At 54.8% G+C, this 15,692-nt stretch carries 16 protein-coding genes; 4 read left to right on the plus strand and 12 right to left on the minus strand.

Annotated features, from left to right (window positions below; all coding sequences use genetic code 11):
* Nucleotides 1-15: 15 nt before the first annotated feature.
* Complete coding sequence (locus CA264_RS03470; protein WP_025604624.1) at nt 16-1,338, plus strand: RagB/SusD family nutrient uptake outer membrane protein; 1,323 nt, start codon at nt 16-18, stop codon at nt 1,336-1,338.
* A gap of 133 nt (nt 1,339-1,471) precedes the next feature.
* On the opposite strand, the gene CA264_RS03475 is transcribed toward CA264_RS03470, so the two are convergent.
* The 3 genes from CA264_RS03475 to CA264_RS03485 all read right to left on the minus strand — a co-directional run bounded on the left by CA264_RS03475 (nt 1,472) and on the right by CA264_RS03485 (nt 3,533).
* Complete coding sequence (locus tag CA264_RS03475; RefSeq protein WP_025604625.1) at nt 1,472-1,894, minus strand: hypothetical protein; 423 nt, start codon at nt 1,892-1,894, stop codon at nt 1,472-1,474.
* Between the two features lie 82 nt (nt 1,895-1,976).
* A complete protein-coding gene (locus CA264_RS03480; RefSeq protein ID WP_025604627.1) occupies nt 1,977-2,459 on the minus strand; it encodes a tellurite resistance TerB family protein in 483 nt (160 codons plus the stop codon).
* A 303-nt stretch (nt 2,460-2,762) separates the two neighbouring features.
* Nucleotides 2,763-3,533, minus strand: a complete 771-nt coding sequence (locus tag CA264_RS03485; RefSeq protein ID WP_025604629.1) for an SDR family NAD(P)-dependent oxidoreductase — start codon at nt 3,531-3,533, stop codon at nt 2,763-2,765.
* 349 nt (nt 3,534-3,882) lie between these two features.
* Between CA264_RS03485 and CA264_RS03490 the strand changes: the two genes are divergently transcribed.
* Nucleotides 3,883-4,755 (plus strand): aldo/keto reductase, encoded by an 873-nt coding sequence (locus tag CA264_RS03490; RefSeq protein ID WP_025604631.1) that lies wholly within the window; start codon nt 3,883-3,885, stop codon nt 4,753-4,755.
* A gap of 79 nt (nt 4,756-4,834) precedes the next feature.
* Here the strand turns inward: CA264_RS03490 and CA264_RS03495 are convergent, their stop codons facing one another.
* The 5 genes from CA264_RS03495 to uvrA all read right to left on the minus strand — a co-directional run bounded on the left by CA264_RS03495 (nt 4,835) and on the right by uvrA (nt 10,489).
* On the minus strand, nt 4,835-5,566 hold the full coding sequence (locus tag CA264_RS03495) for a hypothetical protein (RefSeq protein ID WP_025604632.1): 732 nt from the start codon (nt 5,564-5,566) through the stop codon (nt 4,835-4,837).
* 249 nt (nt 5,567-5,815) lie between these two features.
* Complete coding sequence (locus CA264_RS03500) at nt 5,816-6,025, minus strand: dodecin family protein (protein WP_025604634.1); 210 nt, start codon at nt 6,023-6,025, stop codon at nt 5,816-5,818.
* A 256-nt stretch (nt 6,026-6,281) separates the two neighbouring features.
* Nucleotides 6,282-6,668, minus strand: a complete 387-nt coding sequence (locus CA264_RS03505) for a spore germination protein GerW family protein (protein WP_071784569.1) — start codon at nt 6,666-6,668, stop codon at nt 6,282-6,284.
* 316 nt (nt 6,669-6,984) lie between these two features.
* Entirely contained in the window at nt 6,985-7,794 is an 810-nt protein-coding gene (locus CA264_RS03510; protein ID WP_025604638.1) for a tRNA pseudouridine synthase A, read from the minus strand.
* Between the two features lie 139 nt (nt 7,795-7,933).
* Nucleotides 7,934-10,489 carry an excinuclease ABC subunit UvrA gene (gene uvrA / locus CA264_RS03515; RefSeq protein ID WP_025604641.1) on the minus strand — a complete coding sequence of 852 codons (2,556 nt, stop codon included), beginning with the start codon at nt 10,487-10,489 and terminating at the stop codon, nt 7,934-7,936.
* 345 nt (nt 10,490-10,834) lie between these two features.
* On the opposite strand from uvrA, the gene CA264_RS03520 reads away from it, so the two are divergent.
* Complete coding sequence (locus tag CA264_RS03520; RefSeq protein WP_025604643.1) at nt 10,835-11,452, plus strand: hypothetical protein; 618 nt, start codon at nt 10,835-10,837, stop codon at nt 11,450-11,452.
* Nucleotides 11,453-11,696: 244 nt separating this feature from the next.
* On the plus strand, nt 11,697-12,284 hold the full coding sequence (locus CA264_RS03525; protein ID WP_025604645.1) for a hypothetical protein: 588 nt from the start codon (nt 11,697-11,699) through the stop codon (nt 12,282-12,284).
* 265 nt (nt 12,285-12,549) lie between these two features.
* On the opposite strand, the gene CA264_RS03530 is transcribed toward CA264_RS03525, so the two are convergent.
* The 4 genes from CA264_RS03530 to CA264_RS03545 all read right to left on the minus strand — a co-directional run bounded on the left by CA264_RS03530 (nt 12,550) and on the right by CA264_RS03545 (nt 15,550).
* Nucleotides 12,550-12,954: a hypothetical protein gene (locus tag CA264_RS03530; RefSeq protein ID WP_025604646.1), complete on the minus strand. Its 405-nt coding sequence runs from the start codon at nt 12,952-12,954 to the stop codon at nt 12,550-12,552.
* Between the two features lie 153 nt (nt 12,955-13,107).
* Nucleotides 13,108-13,587 (minus strand): hypothetical protein, encoded by a 480-nt coding sequence (locus CA264_RS03535; RefSeq protein ID WP_025604647.1) that lies wholly within the window; start codon nt 13,585-13,587, stop codon nt 13,108-13,110.
* A gap of 392 nt (nt 13,588-13,979) precedes the next feature.
* A complete protein-coding gene (locus CA264_RS03540) occupies nt 13,980-14,846 on the minus strand; it encodes a DUF5694 domain-containing protein (protein WP_025604648.1) in 867 nt (288 codons plus the stop codon).
* A gap of 446 nt (nt 14,847-15,292) precedes the next feature.
* Nucleotides 15,293-15,550 carry an Atu4866 domain-containing protein gene (locus CA264_RS03545; protein ID WP_025604649.1) on the minus strand — a complete coding sequence of 86 codons (258 nt, stop codon included), beginning with the start codon at nt 15,548-15,550 and terminating at the stop codon, nt 15,293-15,295.
* Nucleotides 15,551-15,692 lie beyond the last annotated feature (142 nt).

A 15,692-nucleotide genomic window follows, 5' to 3' on the forward strand; every position in this document is an offset into this window, starting at 1 on the left:
CAAATTGAAAAAGACATGAAAAATATAGCTTCATACCTTAAAATAAGCCTCTTATCGGGGGGCTTGCTTTTTACCAGCGGCTGCGAACTCGATATTCCCAACCCGAATGCTGCCAACGACCTGGAAGTTCTTAACTCACGCGACGGTATCCTGGCCTTGAGTGTAGGATTAAGGCAGTTCTACTCAACCTCCGGGCTGGAGGCTGCTTATCTTTATCCGGGTGTAACGGCCCGAGAGCTGAAAGGAGTGGCCACTTTTACAAACGTACTGGAATTAGAGGAGGGGGGAACGGCGTTGCCTACCTTTAACGGAAACATACTTGGCTTGTGGTCCAGGATGCAGCGCATCATGAGCATGAGCGAGCAAGTTCTGGAGAATGCTCCTGAAATCTCGTCTTTAGAAGAAGGAACATTGAGCGGCGTGTTGGCGCATGCGCATTTATTCAAAGCTATTGCTTTGGGAAACCTGGCAATGGCTTTTGAACAGGCAAATACGGAAACAAGTATAGACGTAGACGGGCAGGTTACTTTTAAGCCCAGGGCCCAGGTGTTGGCAGAAGCGATTAACCATCTGAATGAAGGAATTGCCTTACTTAATGCTACGCCTGCCTCACAAGAGTTCACGACACTAGTGGCAGGCCCTGCGTTTAAACTAAAGAACACGCTTTATGCTTATAACGCGAGGTACAACCTCTATGCCGGGAATTATGAAGCGGCACTCACGAACGCCAATCTTGTGGACTTGTCTGTTACCTCAGAGTTCGCCTACAGTACGCAAAGCCCTAACCCGATTTACAACACGCTCTTCGTGCTGAAGTACTTCAGGCCACGCGATAACTTTGGGCTGCCTGCAACGCTCTTTGAGGAGGGAGATGCACGCTATGACTTCTACCTGACAACGCCGGAAGCTGTTGTGGCAGGTGACCCGGTTAAGACGCTAAAGGGTTTCTTCGATACCCCAACTTCCAGCATACCAGTATATCTGCCAGATGAGATAAAGCTGATTAAGGCGGAGGCTATACTACGTAGCAATGGCTCTCTCGAGGAGGCTTTAGCGCTGATCAACGAAGTAAGAACCCAGGAGTCGGGCGACCTGTTCGGCGTTAATGCCGCCTTGCCGGCATACAGTGGGCCTGTAACCAAAGAGGCACTGCTGGTTGAAGTGTACCAGCAACGTGCTGCCGAACTGTTCTTAACTGGCCAACGCTGGGAAGACAGCCGCCGGTTCGATCGCCCCGGGCCGTTGGATGAGGACCCTGAGCGTAACAGAAACTATTATCCTTACCCTGACCAGGAGCGGCTAACGAACCCTAACACACCTGCTGATCCGGCGATTTAAACACGCAGCGAACTCGCCTGTAGGCTAGCTGCAGTAAAAGCCTCCTGTTCAAGTGCTTGAAAAGACACAAGAACGGGAGGCTTTATTATTTTCTTGCCGGCATACAGCGCCTAACAGCTGCTGTTACGCGCAACTAGTTGCTGATTCCTGAAATGTACGCTGCTATTTCCTCCTCTTTTTCCTGCAGGCAGTCATAGGCGAAATTTGCTATGACGTCGTTTGCCATGGTGGAAAGTACGCCAAAGATCCTGGCCTGGCTGATAACTTCTTTGTCCCAGGCGGAGGCCATGACCATGATCGCGTAGCCATTGTAGGGCGTAAGGTCCATCAGGTTTGGGGAAAGGCTAGGGGGAGGCCACTTGTCTGCCGTAATGCTGTAGCTCCCCTGTTCCCAGCGGGGCGGCGTATTCACTTTATCGGGCACGGGTTGGAAATAACCGTCTACCACAGGCCCCATAAAAAGCACGTTCACATCCTGCAGCGCATTGGGTATTACAGCTTTTGGATTTGGTAAGGTAGTGCCCGCCTCATCCATCATTTCTTCGGGAGTATCCATATTAAAGTACGTTAGAAGCTTTAGATACTGTAATCCGGGCCCAGGGTTGTACCAGGGCTGGCATCCAGCGGCAAGCGCCTGCTTAACGAGGGGTGAGCGGGGTGCCGGTCGGGGCGGGGGCGTCGCTGCCGTTATGGTCTAGTAGCACCTCATCAATAAGCCGGTGCGCCAGTTCCTCCTCCAGGTCAAGAGCGGAATACAGGTACTTCACAAGCTCAGCTTCTTTGTCGATAACAACACCGTCGGAGAGGGCCAGCTGTATGGTGTGGGCAAAGAGGCGGGGCTTATGCTCGGGCGCAATCCACTCCACCGAGTTATCTATCATTTGCTTGCTGCCCAGCTGTGCCTGTTTGTAGAATACTTTTCTGCTGTAAGCCAGCACATCATGCCCCTGGAACAGCGGGTTTTTGGCCAGGGTGTCAGACAAAACATCGAGTTCTTCATCGGCAACGTTACCGTCAACGGCGATAAAGGCGTTCATGATAGCAATCCACGCCTCCTGCTCGTTCTGCGGGGCGTAAAGGGGAGCTGTCTTTTTTGGGGGTGTGTTGATATTTTCTTCCATCTATCTAGGTCTTATTCCTGTTACGATGTTACGCAGGTCGCTGTTTAGGGGCCTTGGCAGGTAAAAGCCAGGCGCGCGAAGGCCCGCTACAGGCAAGTGCTGCCGCTGCGGCAGTGATTTCTCTAAACTGCAGGTCGCCCTAAAATGTTATGAAAGAGGGTGAAAAGGCAGGCTTTTACCGAATTTTTGAACTCGTGAGGGTGGTTCAGCAGCATGTGTGCCACCAAAAAAGCAGGTGTACACGCTCTTTAGCCTGTTGGCATTGCATGCTTACGGCCACCGCACCAGCACGAGCTGTTGAGGCTATTGCGCCAGGTAAGCCCCGTCAACGGCATAGTAGGCCCCGGTCACAAAGGAGGCTTTATCAGAACTCAGCCAGATGACCAGTTCTGCCACCTCTTCTGCTTCGCCGAGCCTGCCGATAGGGTGTAGCTGCGCCAGCATCTGCAGGGTTTCGTTTTCCATGCCAGCCTCGGTTAGGAGCGGCGTTTTGATAAAGGCCGGCCCTACCAAGTTTACGCGTATGCCCTTGGCGGCGTACTCCAGGGCTCCGTTTTTAGTCAGGCCCACCACGCCGTGCTTGGCCGCCACGTAGGCAGCAGAGTTGGCAAAGCCTACCTGGCCGAGTATGGAGGAGTTGTTTACAATGGCCCCGCCACCGTTCTGCAGCATTTGCTTGACCTGATAGTGCATGCAGTAGAACACGCTGCTCAGGTTTACCGCAATTACCCTGTTCCAGCTCTCCACGTCCATCTCGCCAATGGGTTTCGCCTCCCCGCCAATACCGGCGTTGTTAAAGGCAATGTTAAGCTGCCCGTAGTGTGCCACCGCCTGTTTTACCAGGTTCTCGCAGTCCTCGGGTTTGGCCACGTCAGCGGCCACGAATACCGCCTCACCACCACTTTGCTTTATTTCCTCCACCACCTTCAGCCCTTCGTCTTCTTTGATATCGGAAACAACCACCTTGGCGCCTTCACGCGCGTACTGCAGCGCCGTGGCTTTGCCAATACCCGATGAAGCGCCGGTAACCAGTGCCACTTTGCCTGTAAACTGTTTTTGTATAGTGCCTTTCATGCCGTCCGAAGGTTTGGTGTTAGTAGCGTAATGTTATTGTGCGGTGCAAAGTTCGCCTGTTGGCTCTTTCAAATAAATGACCTGTGTCACTTTCTCCTGTTTTAACCTCCCCGCAGGTGCTTCTTTAAGCCAACTAACAGGTGCGGCAGCTGTCAGTAAGAAGCTGAAAGGCGTTAGGTATGAAGAGCGGGAGCGGTAAGTATGGCAACAGCTGCCGGACAAGCGGAACTTGCCTGCCAAGGGTGGTGTAAAGCAGCAAGAAGGCCCGCGCAGAGTATAGCTTAACTACCTGCTAGCCTCTCCGTAGAACCAAGGGAGAAACGACACAATCAGAAAACAAACGAAGACTATGGCAGATACAAACAAACCATCCTTTCCGAAAACATACACGATAGGCGGCGACTTAACCCTAAACAGAATGGGCTATGGGGCCATGCGCATTACCGGAGAAGGCATATGGGGCCCTCCCAAAGACAGAGACGAGGCGATCCGGGTACTGAAGCGGGCAGTGGAGCTGGGCATCAACTTTATTGACACGGCAGACAGCTACGGTCCTGATGTGTCGGAGAAGCTGATTGCGGAGGCGCTGCACCCTTACCCCAAGGACCTGTTGATCGCTACGAAAGGAGGCTTTACCAGGTCAGGGCCCGGAGAGTGGCACGTGAACGCGCACCCCGACCACCTGCGAAAGGTACTGCACGGTAGCCTGGAGCGCCTCAAATGCGACAGGATTGACCTTTACCAACTGCACCGCGTGGACCCGGACGTGCCCTATGAGAAAACGCTGGAGTTTTTACAGCAGGTGCAGGAAGAGGGCCTGGTGAAGCACATCGGTCTTTCGGAGGTAAATGTGGAGCAGATTAAAAAAGCGCAGGAGTACGTGAAGGTTGTTTCTGTGCAGAACAAGTATAGCGTAGACTTCCGCGACTGGGAGGAGGAGCTGGACTACTGCCGCGCGCAGGATATGGCCTTTATTCCCTGGAACCCGATTAATGCCGGCAATATTGACGAGCTGGCGCCGCTGAAAAACGTGGCCCAAAGGCATGAGGCCACACCGTACCAGGTGGCTTTGAGCTGGTTGCTGCACCGGGCCCCGAACATCCTGCTCATTCCGGGCACATCCAAAGTAAAGCACCTGGAAGAAAACCACAAGGCGGCTTCTATCGCGCTTTCTGATGAAGACATGCAGGAGCTGGAGAAACTGCGGCAGCAGGGAAAGTAAAAGCTTAATTTTAGACCCGGGCAGGTGCCGGTAGTAGCTGTACCTGCCCGGGCCCTATGGCTACCGGACCTGTACCTGGCTAGTCCTCATCATCCCCGTACCCCTCGTAGTCCTCATACTCCTCCTCCTGGTCCTCCTCAAGTGCCGTAATTCCTGCCAGTCTCAGCAGCTCCGCTACCAGCTCCTGTTCTGCCGGTTCATAGGTTAGCTCGCCCCGCAGCAGAAACCTGTTGGCATCCAGCAGCACCTCGTAAATGGGCGTGTGGATGTGCTTGGGTATTTTAAGCAGGCGCGGGTCGTGCTTGGTGAAGGGTGTGGCCACTTTCGAGCTGAACAGGTAGGGGATTAGGGTTTTGGAGCAGCTGATGGCGATGCGGTGTACCTCGTGGTGCTCAAAGTATGCCTGCAGCCGCTCATTGATGTTCTCAAAGAACTCTACCGTTTCGCCGAGGCGCACCCGTGAGCCTGCCCGTGATTTGCCTTTGGTTTTAAGGTATTTGATCTGGCTTTTCCCTTGCTTCTTGCGCACCATGTAGGAGCGGAACACCTTGTGGTCAAGGTTAAGGCCCTGCTCAAAGTACCCCAGCGCGCAGTTGCCCGACTGTATCAGCAGGATGACGTAGTTTACCTGTGTGGCGTCTGTGCCCGGTGGCGGCAGCGTAATCGGCAAGCGGAAGTATACCTGCGCATCACCTTGCTCGTTTAACAGGGCCAGTCGGTGCTTCTCCCGGTCATACTCCGTCGGGATGCCCTTCTGTTGGATGGCTTGGAGCAGCTCTGCAGAGTGTTCTGTCGGTATAAAGCGGTTCATAGGCAGCAGGTATAAGGCAGTGAAAATAAGCAAAACTACCTGTAATACGGCAGCCGGGGCGGCTGTTTTCAAATGTGCCTGTACTTGGTTTCTTTCTGGAAAGTATTAAGCGGGGCAGCACGTGCAGTTCTGTGTTGTGCCGTAAGTGCTTTGGCGCTTGTTAGTTGTGTAGGGGGAGATACAGAAGGGAGAGGTAAGAAGAACGCAAGAAAGGAGGTGGTGTTCCCTTCTTGCGTTCCTGCCTGAGTGTTATTTCAGTGTGTCTACCTCGAAAGAGATTTTGGCGTTTACGCCGTAGGAGACAATTTTATTGTCCTGCACGTTCGCAGTCATCTCTTTAATGTAGATGGACTTAATGTTCTTCACAGATTTTGCTGCTTCTTCGAGCGCTTTGTGCGTTGCGTCGTCAAAGCTCTTTTCTGATCCTGCAATTACCTCTATTACTTTTACGATTGCCATAGCTTGGTTAGTTTAAGTGTTTAACTTGTGTCGTACTGTTCGTGTACGGCGCTTAAAAAGAAGAGGTTAGTCAATTGCTTGTAAATCAGGATTGTTGGTGGAGGATGAGGCTGCCGTTAGTGTATTGTATAAGGGTGCTAAAGGGCATCAGGTTATTACACTTTCTGAGCGCCGGAAAAAGGAAGCCCACACACCGAAATGCATGGGCTTTTTATAGCTAGCGTAAGGCCACAGCCAAGTGCCGGTGCGGCCTGCTTTAGCGCCTGAGAAGTTTAAAAATGCTCCGTACCGTGAGGTATGCAAACAAACCGCTAACCGCCACGATTTTCATTGCCGCCTGCGGATCGCGGGCGGTGCGGAACCGAGTGTTTCCGTCCTTCATTTCGATGTAGCCGATAGGGGTGAGCATCATTCCGCCGCCACCGCCGCTACCAGCGCCTTCGTCATCTCCTTTCCTGCCGCCACCGCCTCCGCCTCCAAAGCCGTACACTGCCCGCGCGACAGGGATAACGGTTACGCCGTCACGCTCTACCGGAGTACCGAAAATGCGTGCGGCGCTGGCTGTGCCTCCCAGGTTTTCGGCTATACGTTCTACCAGAGACGGTTGTGCTGCACTGTTCTTCTCCTTGTTAGTGTCTTCCATATTTGTATCTGTTTCGTTATCCATCCGAGTTGTTTCCTGCGCTAACTGCTGCAGATGCATATCTACGGCACGGCCGCAGGCCTCGTTATCCTCCTCTTCTTTACCGGCAGTATCGTTGGCAAAGGCCCCGGGGACTTATAGGTAAAAGGGGAGTAGAAGTCTTCCGCCCGGCAATGCTTCAGGCATAGTGCCAACCAAGGCAGGTAGTTCGGTAGCCAGTGTTACCGGCGGCACCCGCAGTTGAGTGCTTCATGAAAGGTCCAGCTACAGAACAACCGCTGCCTGGCCTAGGGGTAAAAGTATCGGTCGAAGTATTTTAAACCGGTTGCCATTCCGGTGCAGTATGGCTCTCCCGAGGGGCAGAGAAGGCGCTGCGCGGGGGGAGGTCCAGGTACGGGTAGCTGACCTTGGATAGGTACAGGCCTTGCGGATGGGCAGGGCTCAGGTGCTTTGGCGCATTTTCCGTGGAAAGGTAGCTTTCAAACTCCCCCAGGCTCAGTGTGCCGCTGCCTACCTTCAGGAGCTGGCCTACAAGTATGCGGATCATCCTGCTCAGGTACCTGTTGGCGGCTATCTGAAAGCGAAGCCTGTCGCCGCGGCTGTCTGTGAGCCAGCGGGCCGCCGTTACGTGGCAGATGGTGCTCTCGTGCTCTGCCGGCGCGAGGCACAAAGACCTGTAGTCGCTGTAGCGGGGGAGCAACGCCGTTGCCGCCTTCATGGCCTCAAGGTTCAGGTTGTTGACCAGGTACAGCGAGCTCGTGTGGCTCAGAAATGGGTCTTTGTACGTGTGGATGAAGTAGTCGTAGTTTCTCTGGGTGGCATCGAACCTGGCGTGCGGCAGGCCCTCCATCGGCAGGATGTCGAAAACGGCAATGTCAGGCGGCAATACTTTGTTTAGCCGGAAAAGCATATCAAAGGCCCAGGGCTCCGCTACATCCAGGTGGAAGAAGAACTGGCTGGCGTGTACTCCGGCATCCGTTCGCCCGCACCCGACTATAGCGACGGGTGCCTTAAGGATTTTGCCCAGGCTCTCTTCCAGCACCTGCTGCACGCCTATCCCGTAAGGGTGGCGCTGCCAGCCTTTGTAGTTTGCCCCCTGGTAGCCGATGTGGAAAAAGTATCGCAATGACTTTGGTATTGTCCGTGTCGTAAACAGCCGTGAAGATACGCGTCTTCGGAGTAGGATGAGCTACTCCGAAGGCTTTTCTGCTAGAATGCTTGGGTCTGCACCTGCACTTAAACTGGCAACGCGCGGGTGGAGCGTCTCAGTCCCTCGTAGCCGTTTCCGGAAGCAAGCGCTTCAGGAATGGGGCTGTCTTACTCTCAGCTGCGTTTGCGACCTGTTCGGGCGTGCCAGCCGCCACAATCTTTCCGCCTTCCTCGCCTGCACCCGGACCCACATCTATAACCCAGTCGCTGCCCGCCACGACACGCATGGTATGCTCCACTACAATGACGGTGTTGCCGGCTTCCACCAGGTTGTCGAGCTGTACCATCAGCTTTTCCACGTCGGCAGGGTGGAGGCCGGTGGTTGGCTCGTCGAGCACGTAAAGGGTATTGCCGCGCTGGGCGCGCTGCAGTTCGGTGGCCAGTTTAATGCGCTGCGCCTCCCCGCCGGAAAGCTCTGTGGCAGGCTGCCCAAGGCGCAGGTATCCCAGCCCCACCTCGCGCAGCACCGTAAGTGCCCGGTGTACCGGCGGCTCCTCTCCAAAGAACTCCCATGCCGTATCCACGGTCATGGCCAGCACCTCGGCAATGTTCTTGCCCCGATAGGTTACCTCCAGGGTTTCGGCATTGTAGCGGGCACCGTGGCAAACGGGGCAGGGGGCGTACACGCTCGGCAGAAAGAGCAGCTCCACCATCACAAAGCCCTCGCCCTGGCAGTTTTCGCAGCGTCCTTTGGCTACATTAAACGAGAAGCGGCCTGCGTCATACTTGCGGGCACGGGCCATGTCCGTTGCTGCGAACAGCTTGCGCACGTGGTCGAACAACCCGGTGTAGGTGGCCATGTTGGAGCGGGGCGTACGGCCGATCGGTTTCTGATCTACCCGCACCAGCCGCTTTATACTTGCCATTCCTTCGGTGATCTGCCCGCCGGATTTCTCTGGCTCGGCACGCTCGAGTGGCTCGCCTTCTTCTTCCTCTGTCGGCATTGCCTGCCCTAGCTGCTCCGACACCAGCTCGACCAGTGCCTGGCTCACCAGGCTGGATTTGCCGGAGCCCGAAATACCGGTTACCGTTGTAAACACGCCTAACGGGAACTCCGCCTCAAGGTCCTGCAGGTTATTACGCGTCACGCCGCTCAGGCGCAGCCAGCCGCTTGGGTGGCGCGGGGCGCGCACGGGTAGTGCCGCGCTGCCAAAAAGGTAGTGTGCCGTGTGGGAGGCGGCTACCTGCTGCAGCCCTTCCGGTGTGCCGCTGTAGAGCACCTCGCCCCCTTTTTCGCCTGCATTTGGCCCCACATCCACGAGCCAGTCGGCATGCCGGATCACGTCGAGGTTATGCTCTACCACGAACAGCGAGTTGCCCGCCTTTTTTAAGCCTTCCAAGGCCTTGAGCAGTGCCAGGGTATCGGAGGGGTGCAGTCCGGCCGATGGCTCGTCGAGCACATACACCACCCCGAACAGGTGGGAGTAGAGCTGCGTGGCCAGTCGCAGGCGTTGCAGCTCTCCCGGCGATAAGGTAGGTGTGCTGCGCTCCAGCGACAGGTAGCCCAACCCCAGGTCGAGCAGCACGTGTAGGCGCGCCACCAGGTCCTGGGCAATGCGCTGCGCCACCAGGGCCTGCTCCGGGTGTGCGGCCGCCTGCTCCGTGCGGCCTGTGGCTGTACCCTCGGCATAAGGGACCAGTATGCTCGCTATTCGCTTCAGTGGCAGCCGCGACAGCTCCGTTATGTCGTAGCCGGCAAAGGTTACAGACAGTGATTCCGGGCGCAGGCGCTTGCCCTGGCAGTTAGGGCAGTCGGTGCTCAGCATAAACTGCATCACGCGCTTCTTCATCTGCGCGCTGTTGGTATTGGCAAAAGTATGGAACACGTGCCTCCTGGCGCTGCTGAAGGTGCCCATGTAACTCGGCTCTTCCTTCCGCTGGAGGGCGCGCCGTGTTTGCTCCGGGGTATAGCCCGGGTAAACGGGCACTACAGGCTGCTCATCGGTAAACAGAATCCAGTCGCGCTCTTTCTGGGGCAGCTCCCGCCAGGGCCGGTCCACGTCATAACCCAGCGTTACAAGGATGTCGCGCTGGTTCTGGCCGCCCCAGGCCGTTGGCCAGGCAGCAATGGCCCGCTCCCGGATCGTGAGGGAGTCGTCTGGCACCATTGATTTTTCGGTTACCTCGTAGATGCGGCCCAGGCCGTGGCAGGCAGGGCAGGCTCCTTCGGCAGTGTTCGGCGAGAAGGCCTCCGCGTAAATAATTGGTTGGCCCGGCGGGTAGTCACCGGCCCGCGAGTACAGCATGCGCACCAGGTTCGACAGCGTGGTGACGCTCCCGACCGAGGAGCGTGTGGTCGCGGTGCCGCGCTGCTGCTGCAGGGCCACAGCTGGCGGCAGTCCCTCAATCGAGTCTACCTCCGGTACTGCCATCTGGTGAAACAACCGCCGGGCATATGGCGAAACCGACTCCAGGTAGCGCCGCTGTGCCTCAGCGTAGAGCGTACCGAAGGCCAGCGAGGACTTGCCGGAGCCAGACACGCCGGTGAACACCACCAGGGCATCGCGCGGAATGGTCAGGTCCAGGTTTTTGAGGTTATGCTCGCGTGCCCCGCGCACCGTTACAAAGCCGGAAAACTGTTTCGCTGTAGTTGTGTAGGAGTCTTTTGCCATGCACGAATATAAGCAGATTTATGCGGCCCGCCGGAACAGGCAAGGGCAAATCTCCCTCCTGTGCGAGTTCTGAGGGTAAATTGCAAGCACCTGCGGCAGGCCGGCTACCGCTGCAACACTCCGCCGCTCAGGACCGCCTGGCAGGAACAGCCTTCCTCTAACCGCTTCATACCAAGTATAAAACAGGGCTTGGGCTGTAGCCGGTTCGAGGAACGCTTTGGCGTGAGTTTCCGGTGCGTGTGCCCATGGTTGAGAGGCCGGGAGCAAGGGCGTTTAAATTTTAATAAATAACACTATTGCTGTATTTCTTATTTAATATATTGCGCCAAATAATAACTTTTACCAATGAGCAAACTTAAATTTATCCTGATCTGGTGCCTCCTGTTAGGTGCCTTTGTATCCTGTGGTGACAAAGAAGACGAGGAGAACCCGGAGCCAGCTGCTGAGCTGGACTACCTGCCAACTACCAAAGGAAGCACCTGGGCCTATGGCGGAATCATGCCCTACTCGTATCGTATAACGGGTGAAACTAAGGTGATCGATGGGAAAACCTTTTATGAACTGGAGGTTACCCAGGGCACGCAAACATCTACATCCTACCTGCGAAAGGAAAAGGGCGTGTATACGGCTATGGGCTTGGTACCCAACTCAGGCAATCTCAAAATAGATGTTTTGAAGGACAATGTTCCTGTTGGGGAATCCTGGGAGCAGATGCACACAATTCAGGGTGCCGAAACGAAGAGGGTTTCCACCATCATGGAAAAAGGCAGCTCTAAAACCGTGGAAGGCAAAACTTACCAGGACGTGATTCATGTGAAGGTGGCCACAACTTATTTCTATGGAGGTATGCAGGTAGTTGACCCCAATACCGCCCACTATTATTTTGCAAAAGGTGTCGGTCTGATCCTGACGGAGTTGGAAAGCTTGGGGCAGGTGCCGCTGCTTACCTACGATGTGAAGTGAGAAATATCCTTGCTTGCGCTGGCAAGCAAAGAAAGGTACTAAACATAGAAAGGCATGCTGCAGAAGTGGCGTGCCTTTTCTCTTTTAGGAGGTGGAGTGTTTAGCATTATTCCGGCGTGCACAGCCGCTGCTGAATGCCCGCTGCAGTTTGCCACGGAGGGCTACGTGGCAGGAGTTAAACCGGCAGGCGCTATCACCGTTTACTATAGAGAGTGAATTTTTTGAACAAACAAAACCACAAACTATGAACAGACGAGATAGAGAAATCCGCTACAACAGCGAACCAGGACTTGACTACAGAAGGTACGATGGCTATAACCGCGATGATGAGCACTACCACAGTGCCCGCAACTTAACCGACAGGTTCGAACGGGACTACCAGCGTGAGAGAGGTCACCGTGACCAGTACCACCCGCAGCACACCTACCACGAAGGCAACATGGGAAACGCCTATGAACGCCTCAGCAGGGAAGACCGCGACTACGGAAACGATACCCGCAACCGGCGGGATGACTACTGGGACCGAAACAGAGGATACTCCGACAACACCGGACGTGACCGCGATAACAGGTACAGCGGCTTCTGGGACAGTAACAGGGGAGAGCAGGACCGCTACAGCAGCGGCCGGGGCTATGGCGACAGAATGGAGAATTACGGCGCCTCTGACCGCTACAACAACGCTCCTAACCGAAACGACTACCCTCGCGCAGGGGAGCAGAACTACTATCCCGGCTCCGGAGGTGACACCAGAAGATCGCGCTACGAAAGCAGAAACGACCTCGACTGGCGTGATTCCGACAGAGACAGGTACCAGGCCAACCGCTATTACTAAGCGGGCATGATACAAACAACACAGCCGCTGCCAAACAGGCAGCGGCTGTGTTGTTTTGGGGCAGTCCAGGCCAACCTTGAGGTGACGAGGCGCACTTGCTCTCGATTTTTTTACCGCCGGAGGTGGCTGCTGTTCCTACCGCTTTTGTCTCCGTTTACTGTGCTTGGCATACTTCCTACCAGCTTTGCTGTGCCTGCGAGCGCCGCAAAGGAGGTCGCCAAGAGGAGGAGCACAGGCTTCTGGGAGGCTTACATCGCAGTATAAGTTAGTACGTGTCTTCGATCCATACTTTGCGGGCCACCCCCATGCCCACCTGGTTTCCCTGGCCGCCGCCTCGTATCAACACGGCGGCGTGCTGCCCCTGCCGTATTTCGCTCAGGCTGATAGACTGCCCGTCCGGGCCGATGATTTGCGTGGTTGGCAGTACGAGCACGTAGGCCCTGTTATAGCGCGATTCCGGCGAGGCACCAAAGGCTTCAACCTCCAGCATAACCTGCCCCTGGTCGTACCGGCTCGTAACGATCGTGCCCCTGATATCCACCCTTTGCGGGGACAGGCGCTGGCCTTCTGCGGTGGCCGCATCTGTGGCGCTGGTACTGGTCCGGCACCCCGTTAGCGACAGCGTGGTGAGAAGAAGTAGGAGGAAGTAATATTTTTGTAAGTATTTCATTCGTATGCTTTTATATGTTCTATACTTCATGCAACGGTACTCGGTGGCTGTAGGATACACGGAGCAGTGCCGCAAAGCAGATCCTTTGGAGCATAAAAAAAGCGCGGGCTTTTAGCCCGCGCCAGTAAGCAGAGTTATGTGCTTGTTGTTTCGCTATTTTCCACGAACAAATCTCCAGGTATAAACACCTACCCTGGATGTTGTTTTATCCTCGTCCGGCACCTCTTCCGGGAAACCGGCCCAAGGTCTTTCTTCTACCCAAACCATGGCGGTGTCTGATAAAGCGGTTACGGTGTAGTTTGTGGTAACCGTGTCCTGGTGCAGCTGTATGAAAGTAGAGTCGTTCTTATCCGGGAAACTATAGGTCCATACGTCTTTATCGGAGCTTCCTGGCAGGGTTACCGTCATGCGCTGGCCGTTGAAGTTGAAGTACGCCTGGCGTTTTACAGAGTCGGCATACATCACGGTATCGGTATCTGAATAGTAAATACGCTTCACAGAAGTGTTGGTCCAGTCGCCGCGCATGTCAGCATCAATCTCTGAAACCGCTGGGATGACGGTTTCGCTGTCCTCATCGTTGCAGGAGGTAAAGAAAAGGGAAAGGCACAAAGGAATACATATGAGCTTTTTCATATAAAGTACAATTTAAGTAAATAAAGGGTTTAAACTAGAAGCGTAGATCTTTACCGATAGTGTGGGGCTTTGAGTTTTTTCGCTTCCATAGTACGTGCTGCAAAGCGAAGGGTTTATCAGAAGGTTGCTAAAAAAGAAAGAGGCTGTAGAAGTAGCTGTGAATCATTTGGCTAAAAAGCTGCAAATGCGCGGCCTGGGCTACACCTGCAGGAGAGCATACTTTTTGAAGGGGGGAGGAGGTGAGTTTTCTTGATGGGAGAAGCACTCTCTGTCTGAAAAGGCAGCTTTTACGACTACTATAGACGCCGTAAAAGCAAAGCGCCTGCCAGGCATGAGCCGGAAGCTCATGCCTGGCAGGCGCAGCAGCAAGGGGTGCTATGCAGGGCAGGTTGCTACTTCAACAGCTTATGGGCCGGTGCGAGCCGGTGCGTGGGCGAGCTCTCCACGGCTTCCTGCAGCAGGGCCAGGTGGCCGCCGCCGTAGATCACCAGAATGCGGTCGTCGGGGCTCTCGGTAATGCGCTGGATGTTTCGGAAGATGCGCAGGTTACGGTTAAACCAGGTGGCGCTGTACCAGTCTACACCGGTGTAGTCGTAGGGCTGCTCTTCGTACTGAAAGGCCTCCCGGAAAAAATTTTCATGCTTGCGGCGGATGGACTCCGGCTTGTTCCAGTCCTGAACTAGCCTGTAAACAGTACTCGGCTGGTTACCCGCCAGCTTCTCCACGGAGTCGCGGGCCAGTGCGGTTTGGCGTAGGTACTTCCAGAAGGGGGCCAGGCGTTCCTTTACATCCTCCCGCAGCTCCAGGTCTTTACCTCCCGGGGTTTCGTAGCCATCGAGGTTGCCCCAGGCGTTGATGCAGTACACGCGCGGGTGCCCCAGCTGTTTGGCCAGCCGGAAACCCAACTGGTACACTTCGCTTGTTTCCAGCTCATAGCGGCCGTCGAGGTAGGCCTGGTACAGCGAGTCTATCCTGGGCTGTTCCTCCGGCATCAGTTCCAGGGCAATCTTAGTGGGCTTAAACCTGGCCACCCTGCTGGCAATCTTCTCAATGTCGCGCTGGCTTTGCTCAGACATGATATCGATCTGGTCTTTTTTGTCGGTCGTGATGATGTCTTTGTTGTGGTAGGCGAAGTGAAACGTGCCCAGGAGCATAACCTGCGCGCGCGCCTCCTTATCCTTTTGTTTCGAAACCTGCGCCTGCACAGGCGAGGAGTAGCTGCCCGCCAGGAGGGCCGCCGCGAGTAATAACTTTTTCATAGGTTGGTTAGTTTTATTTTGCTGAAGATGCGCTAGAAGGGTCCCGGGTTGTATGCACCAGCAAAAGCACCCCTTAAGCTTCTCTGCCTCAACACATTTTTTTTCTATGGGGCAGATGATGCTTAAACCTCTAATAGCAATACAAATTTCCGGTGTTTCAGGCCCGCGCTCAATGGACAAAGTGTTGCTTGTCCTGGACATTTGCGTGGCATGCTGCAGCTGGTACAGAATAGTGGTTGTTGCCTTATAGCCTGCCGGGGAGTGGGGCGTGTTGCGCTAGTGGAGGGTGATTTTAACTCTTACTGCTGCACGTGCTGAAGGTGTGGCTGGGGACAAACGAAAAAGGCACGAGCTACAAGCTCGCGCCAGCGGAGGCATAAATGTGAGGAAGGGAGGCAGCCTTACAAAGTATAAAATACGCTTCCTTTCCCTCCGTCACGTCTTTTTTAGTTTTCCTCCTTATACAGCACCATCCCGGCGTGGTAGAGAATGCCTTCTCGGAACTCTCCGTCAGCGGTAAAGCCCGTGTCGTCTTTATAGTCGATGTGGTTGCCGGTTACGTTGTAACTCCCCTGGTAAGCACTTTTCCTGTTACCGCGTGCTTCGTCGTAGCGGTTGCCCGGCAGCAGCTCGTGGCGGATGTAGCCATCGGCTGTTACCCACATGCCGATGTAGGCTTTGGTTTCTTCTATGGTTGTTGCCATGTAATCTTTTTTTGAAGTATAACTTGCTTGATTGTTTCTGAACAGGAAGCGCTTACCTTCCCTTGAGGAGGTCGTTTCAGGTTGATTTATTTTGATTGTTAGCGGCTGTACTCATGCGTGGCTGTGTGTTGGACCGCTGGCC

The organism is Pontibacter actiniarum, from assembly GCF_003585765.1.
Lineage (GTDB): Bacteria > Bacteroidota > Bacteroidia > Cytophagales > Hymenobacteraceae > Pontibacter > Pontibacter actiniarum.

What these genes read in the sequence shown, in the direction of transcription:
- CA264_RS03485 (WP_025604629.1), bottom strand. Translation starts at nt 3,533, where the DNA reads ATGAAAGGCACTATACAAAAACAGTTTACAGGCAAAGTGGCACTGGTT.
- CA264_RS03500 (WP_025604634.1), bottom strand. Translation starts at nt 6,025, where the DNA reads ATGGCAATCGTAAAAGTAATAGAGGTAATTGCAGGATCAGAAAAGAGC.
- CA264_RS03480 (WP_025604627.1), bottom strand. Translation starts at nt 2,459, where the DNA reads ATGGAAGAAAATATCAACACACCCCCAAAAAAGACAGCTCCCCTTTAC.
- CA264_RS03470 (WP_025604624.1), top strand. Translation starts at nt 16, where the DNA reads ATGAAAAATATAGCTTCATACCTTAAAATAAGCCTCTTATCGGGGGGC.
- CA264_RS03475 (WP_025604625.1), bottom strand. Translation starts at nt 1,894, where the DNA reads ATGGATACTCCCGAAGAAATGATGGATGAGGCGGGCACTACCTTACCA.
- CA264_RS03490 (WP_025604631.1), top strand. Translation starts at nt 3,883, where the DNA reads ATGGCAGATACAAACAAACCATCCTTTCCGAAAACATACACGATAGGC.
- CA264_RS03525 (WP_025604645.1), top strand. Translation starts at nt 11,697, where the DNA reads ATGAACAGACGAGATAGAGAAATCCGCTACAACAGCGAACCAGGACTT.
- CA264_RS03545 (WP_025604649.1), bottom strand. Translation starts at nt 15,550, where the DNA reads ATGGCAACAACCATAGAAGAAACCAAAGCCTACATCGGCATGTGGGTA.
- uvrA (WP_025604641.1), bottom strand. Translation starts at nt 10,489, where the DNA reads ATGGCAAAAGACTCCTACACAACTACAGCGAAACAGTTTTCCGGCTTT.
- CA264_RS03530 (WP_025604646.1), bottom strand. Translation starts at nt 12,954, where the DNA reads ATGAAATACTTACAAAAATATTACTTCCTCCTACTTCTTCTCACCACG.
- CA264_RS03540 (WP_025604648.1), bottom strand. Translation starts at nt 14,846, where the DNA reads ATGAAAAAGTTATTACTCGCGGCGGCCCTCCTGGCGGGCAGCTACTCC.
- CA264_RS03505 (WP_071784569.1), bottom strand. Translation starts at nt 6,668, where the DNA reads ATGGAAGACACTAACAAGGAGAAGAACAGTGCAGCACAACCGTCTCTG.
- CA264_RS03535 (WP_025604647.1), bottom strand. Translation starts at nt 13,587, where the DNA reads ATGAAAAAGCTCATATGTATTCCTTTGTGCCTTTCCCTTTTCTTTACC.
- CA264_RS03520 (WP_025604643.1), top strand. Translation starts at nt 10,835, where the DNA reads ATGAGCAAACTTAAATTTATCCTGATCTGGTGCCTCCTGTTAGGTGCC.
- CA264_RS03495 (WP_025604632.1), bottom strand. Translation starts at nt 5,566, where the DNA reads ATGAACCGCTTTATACCGACAGAACACTCTGCAGAGCTGCTCCAAGCC.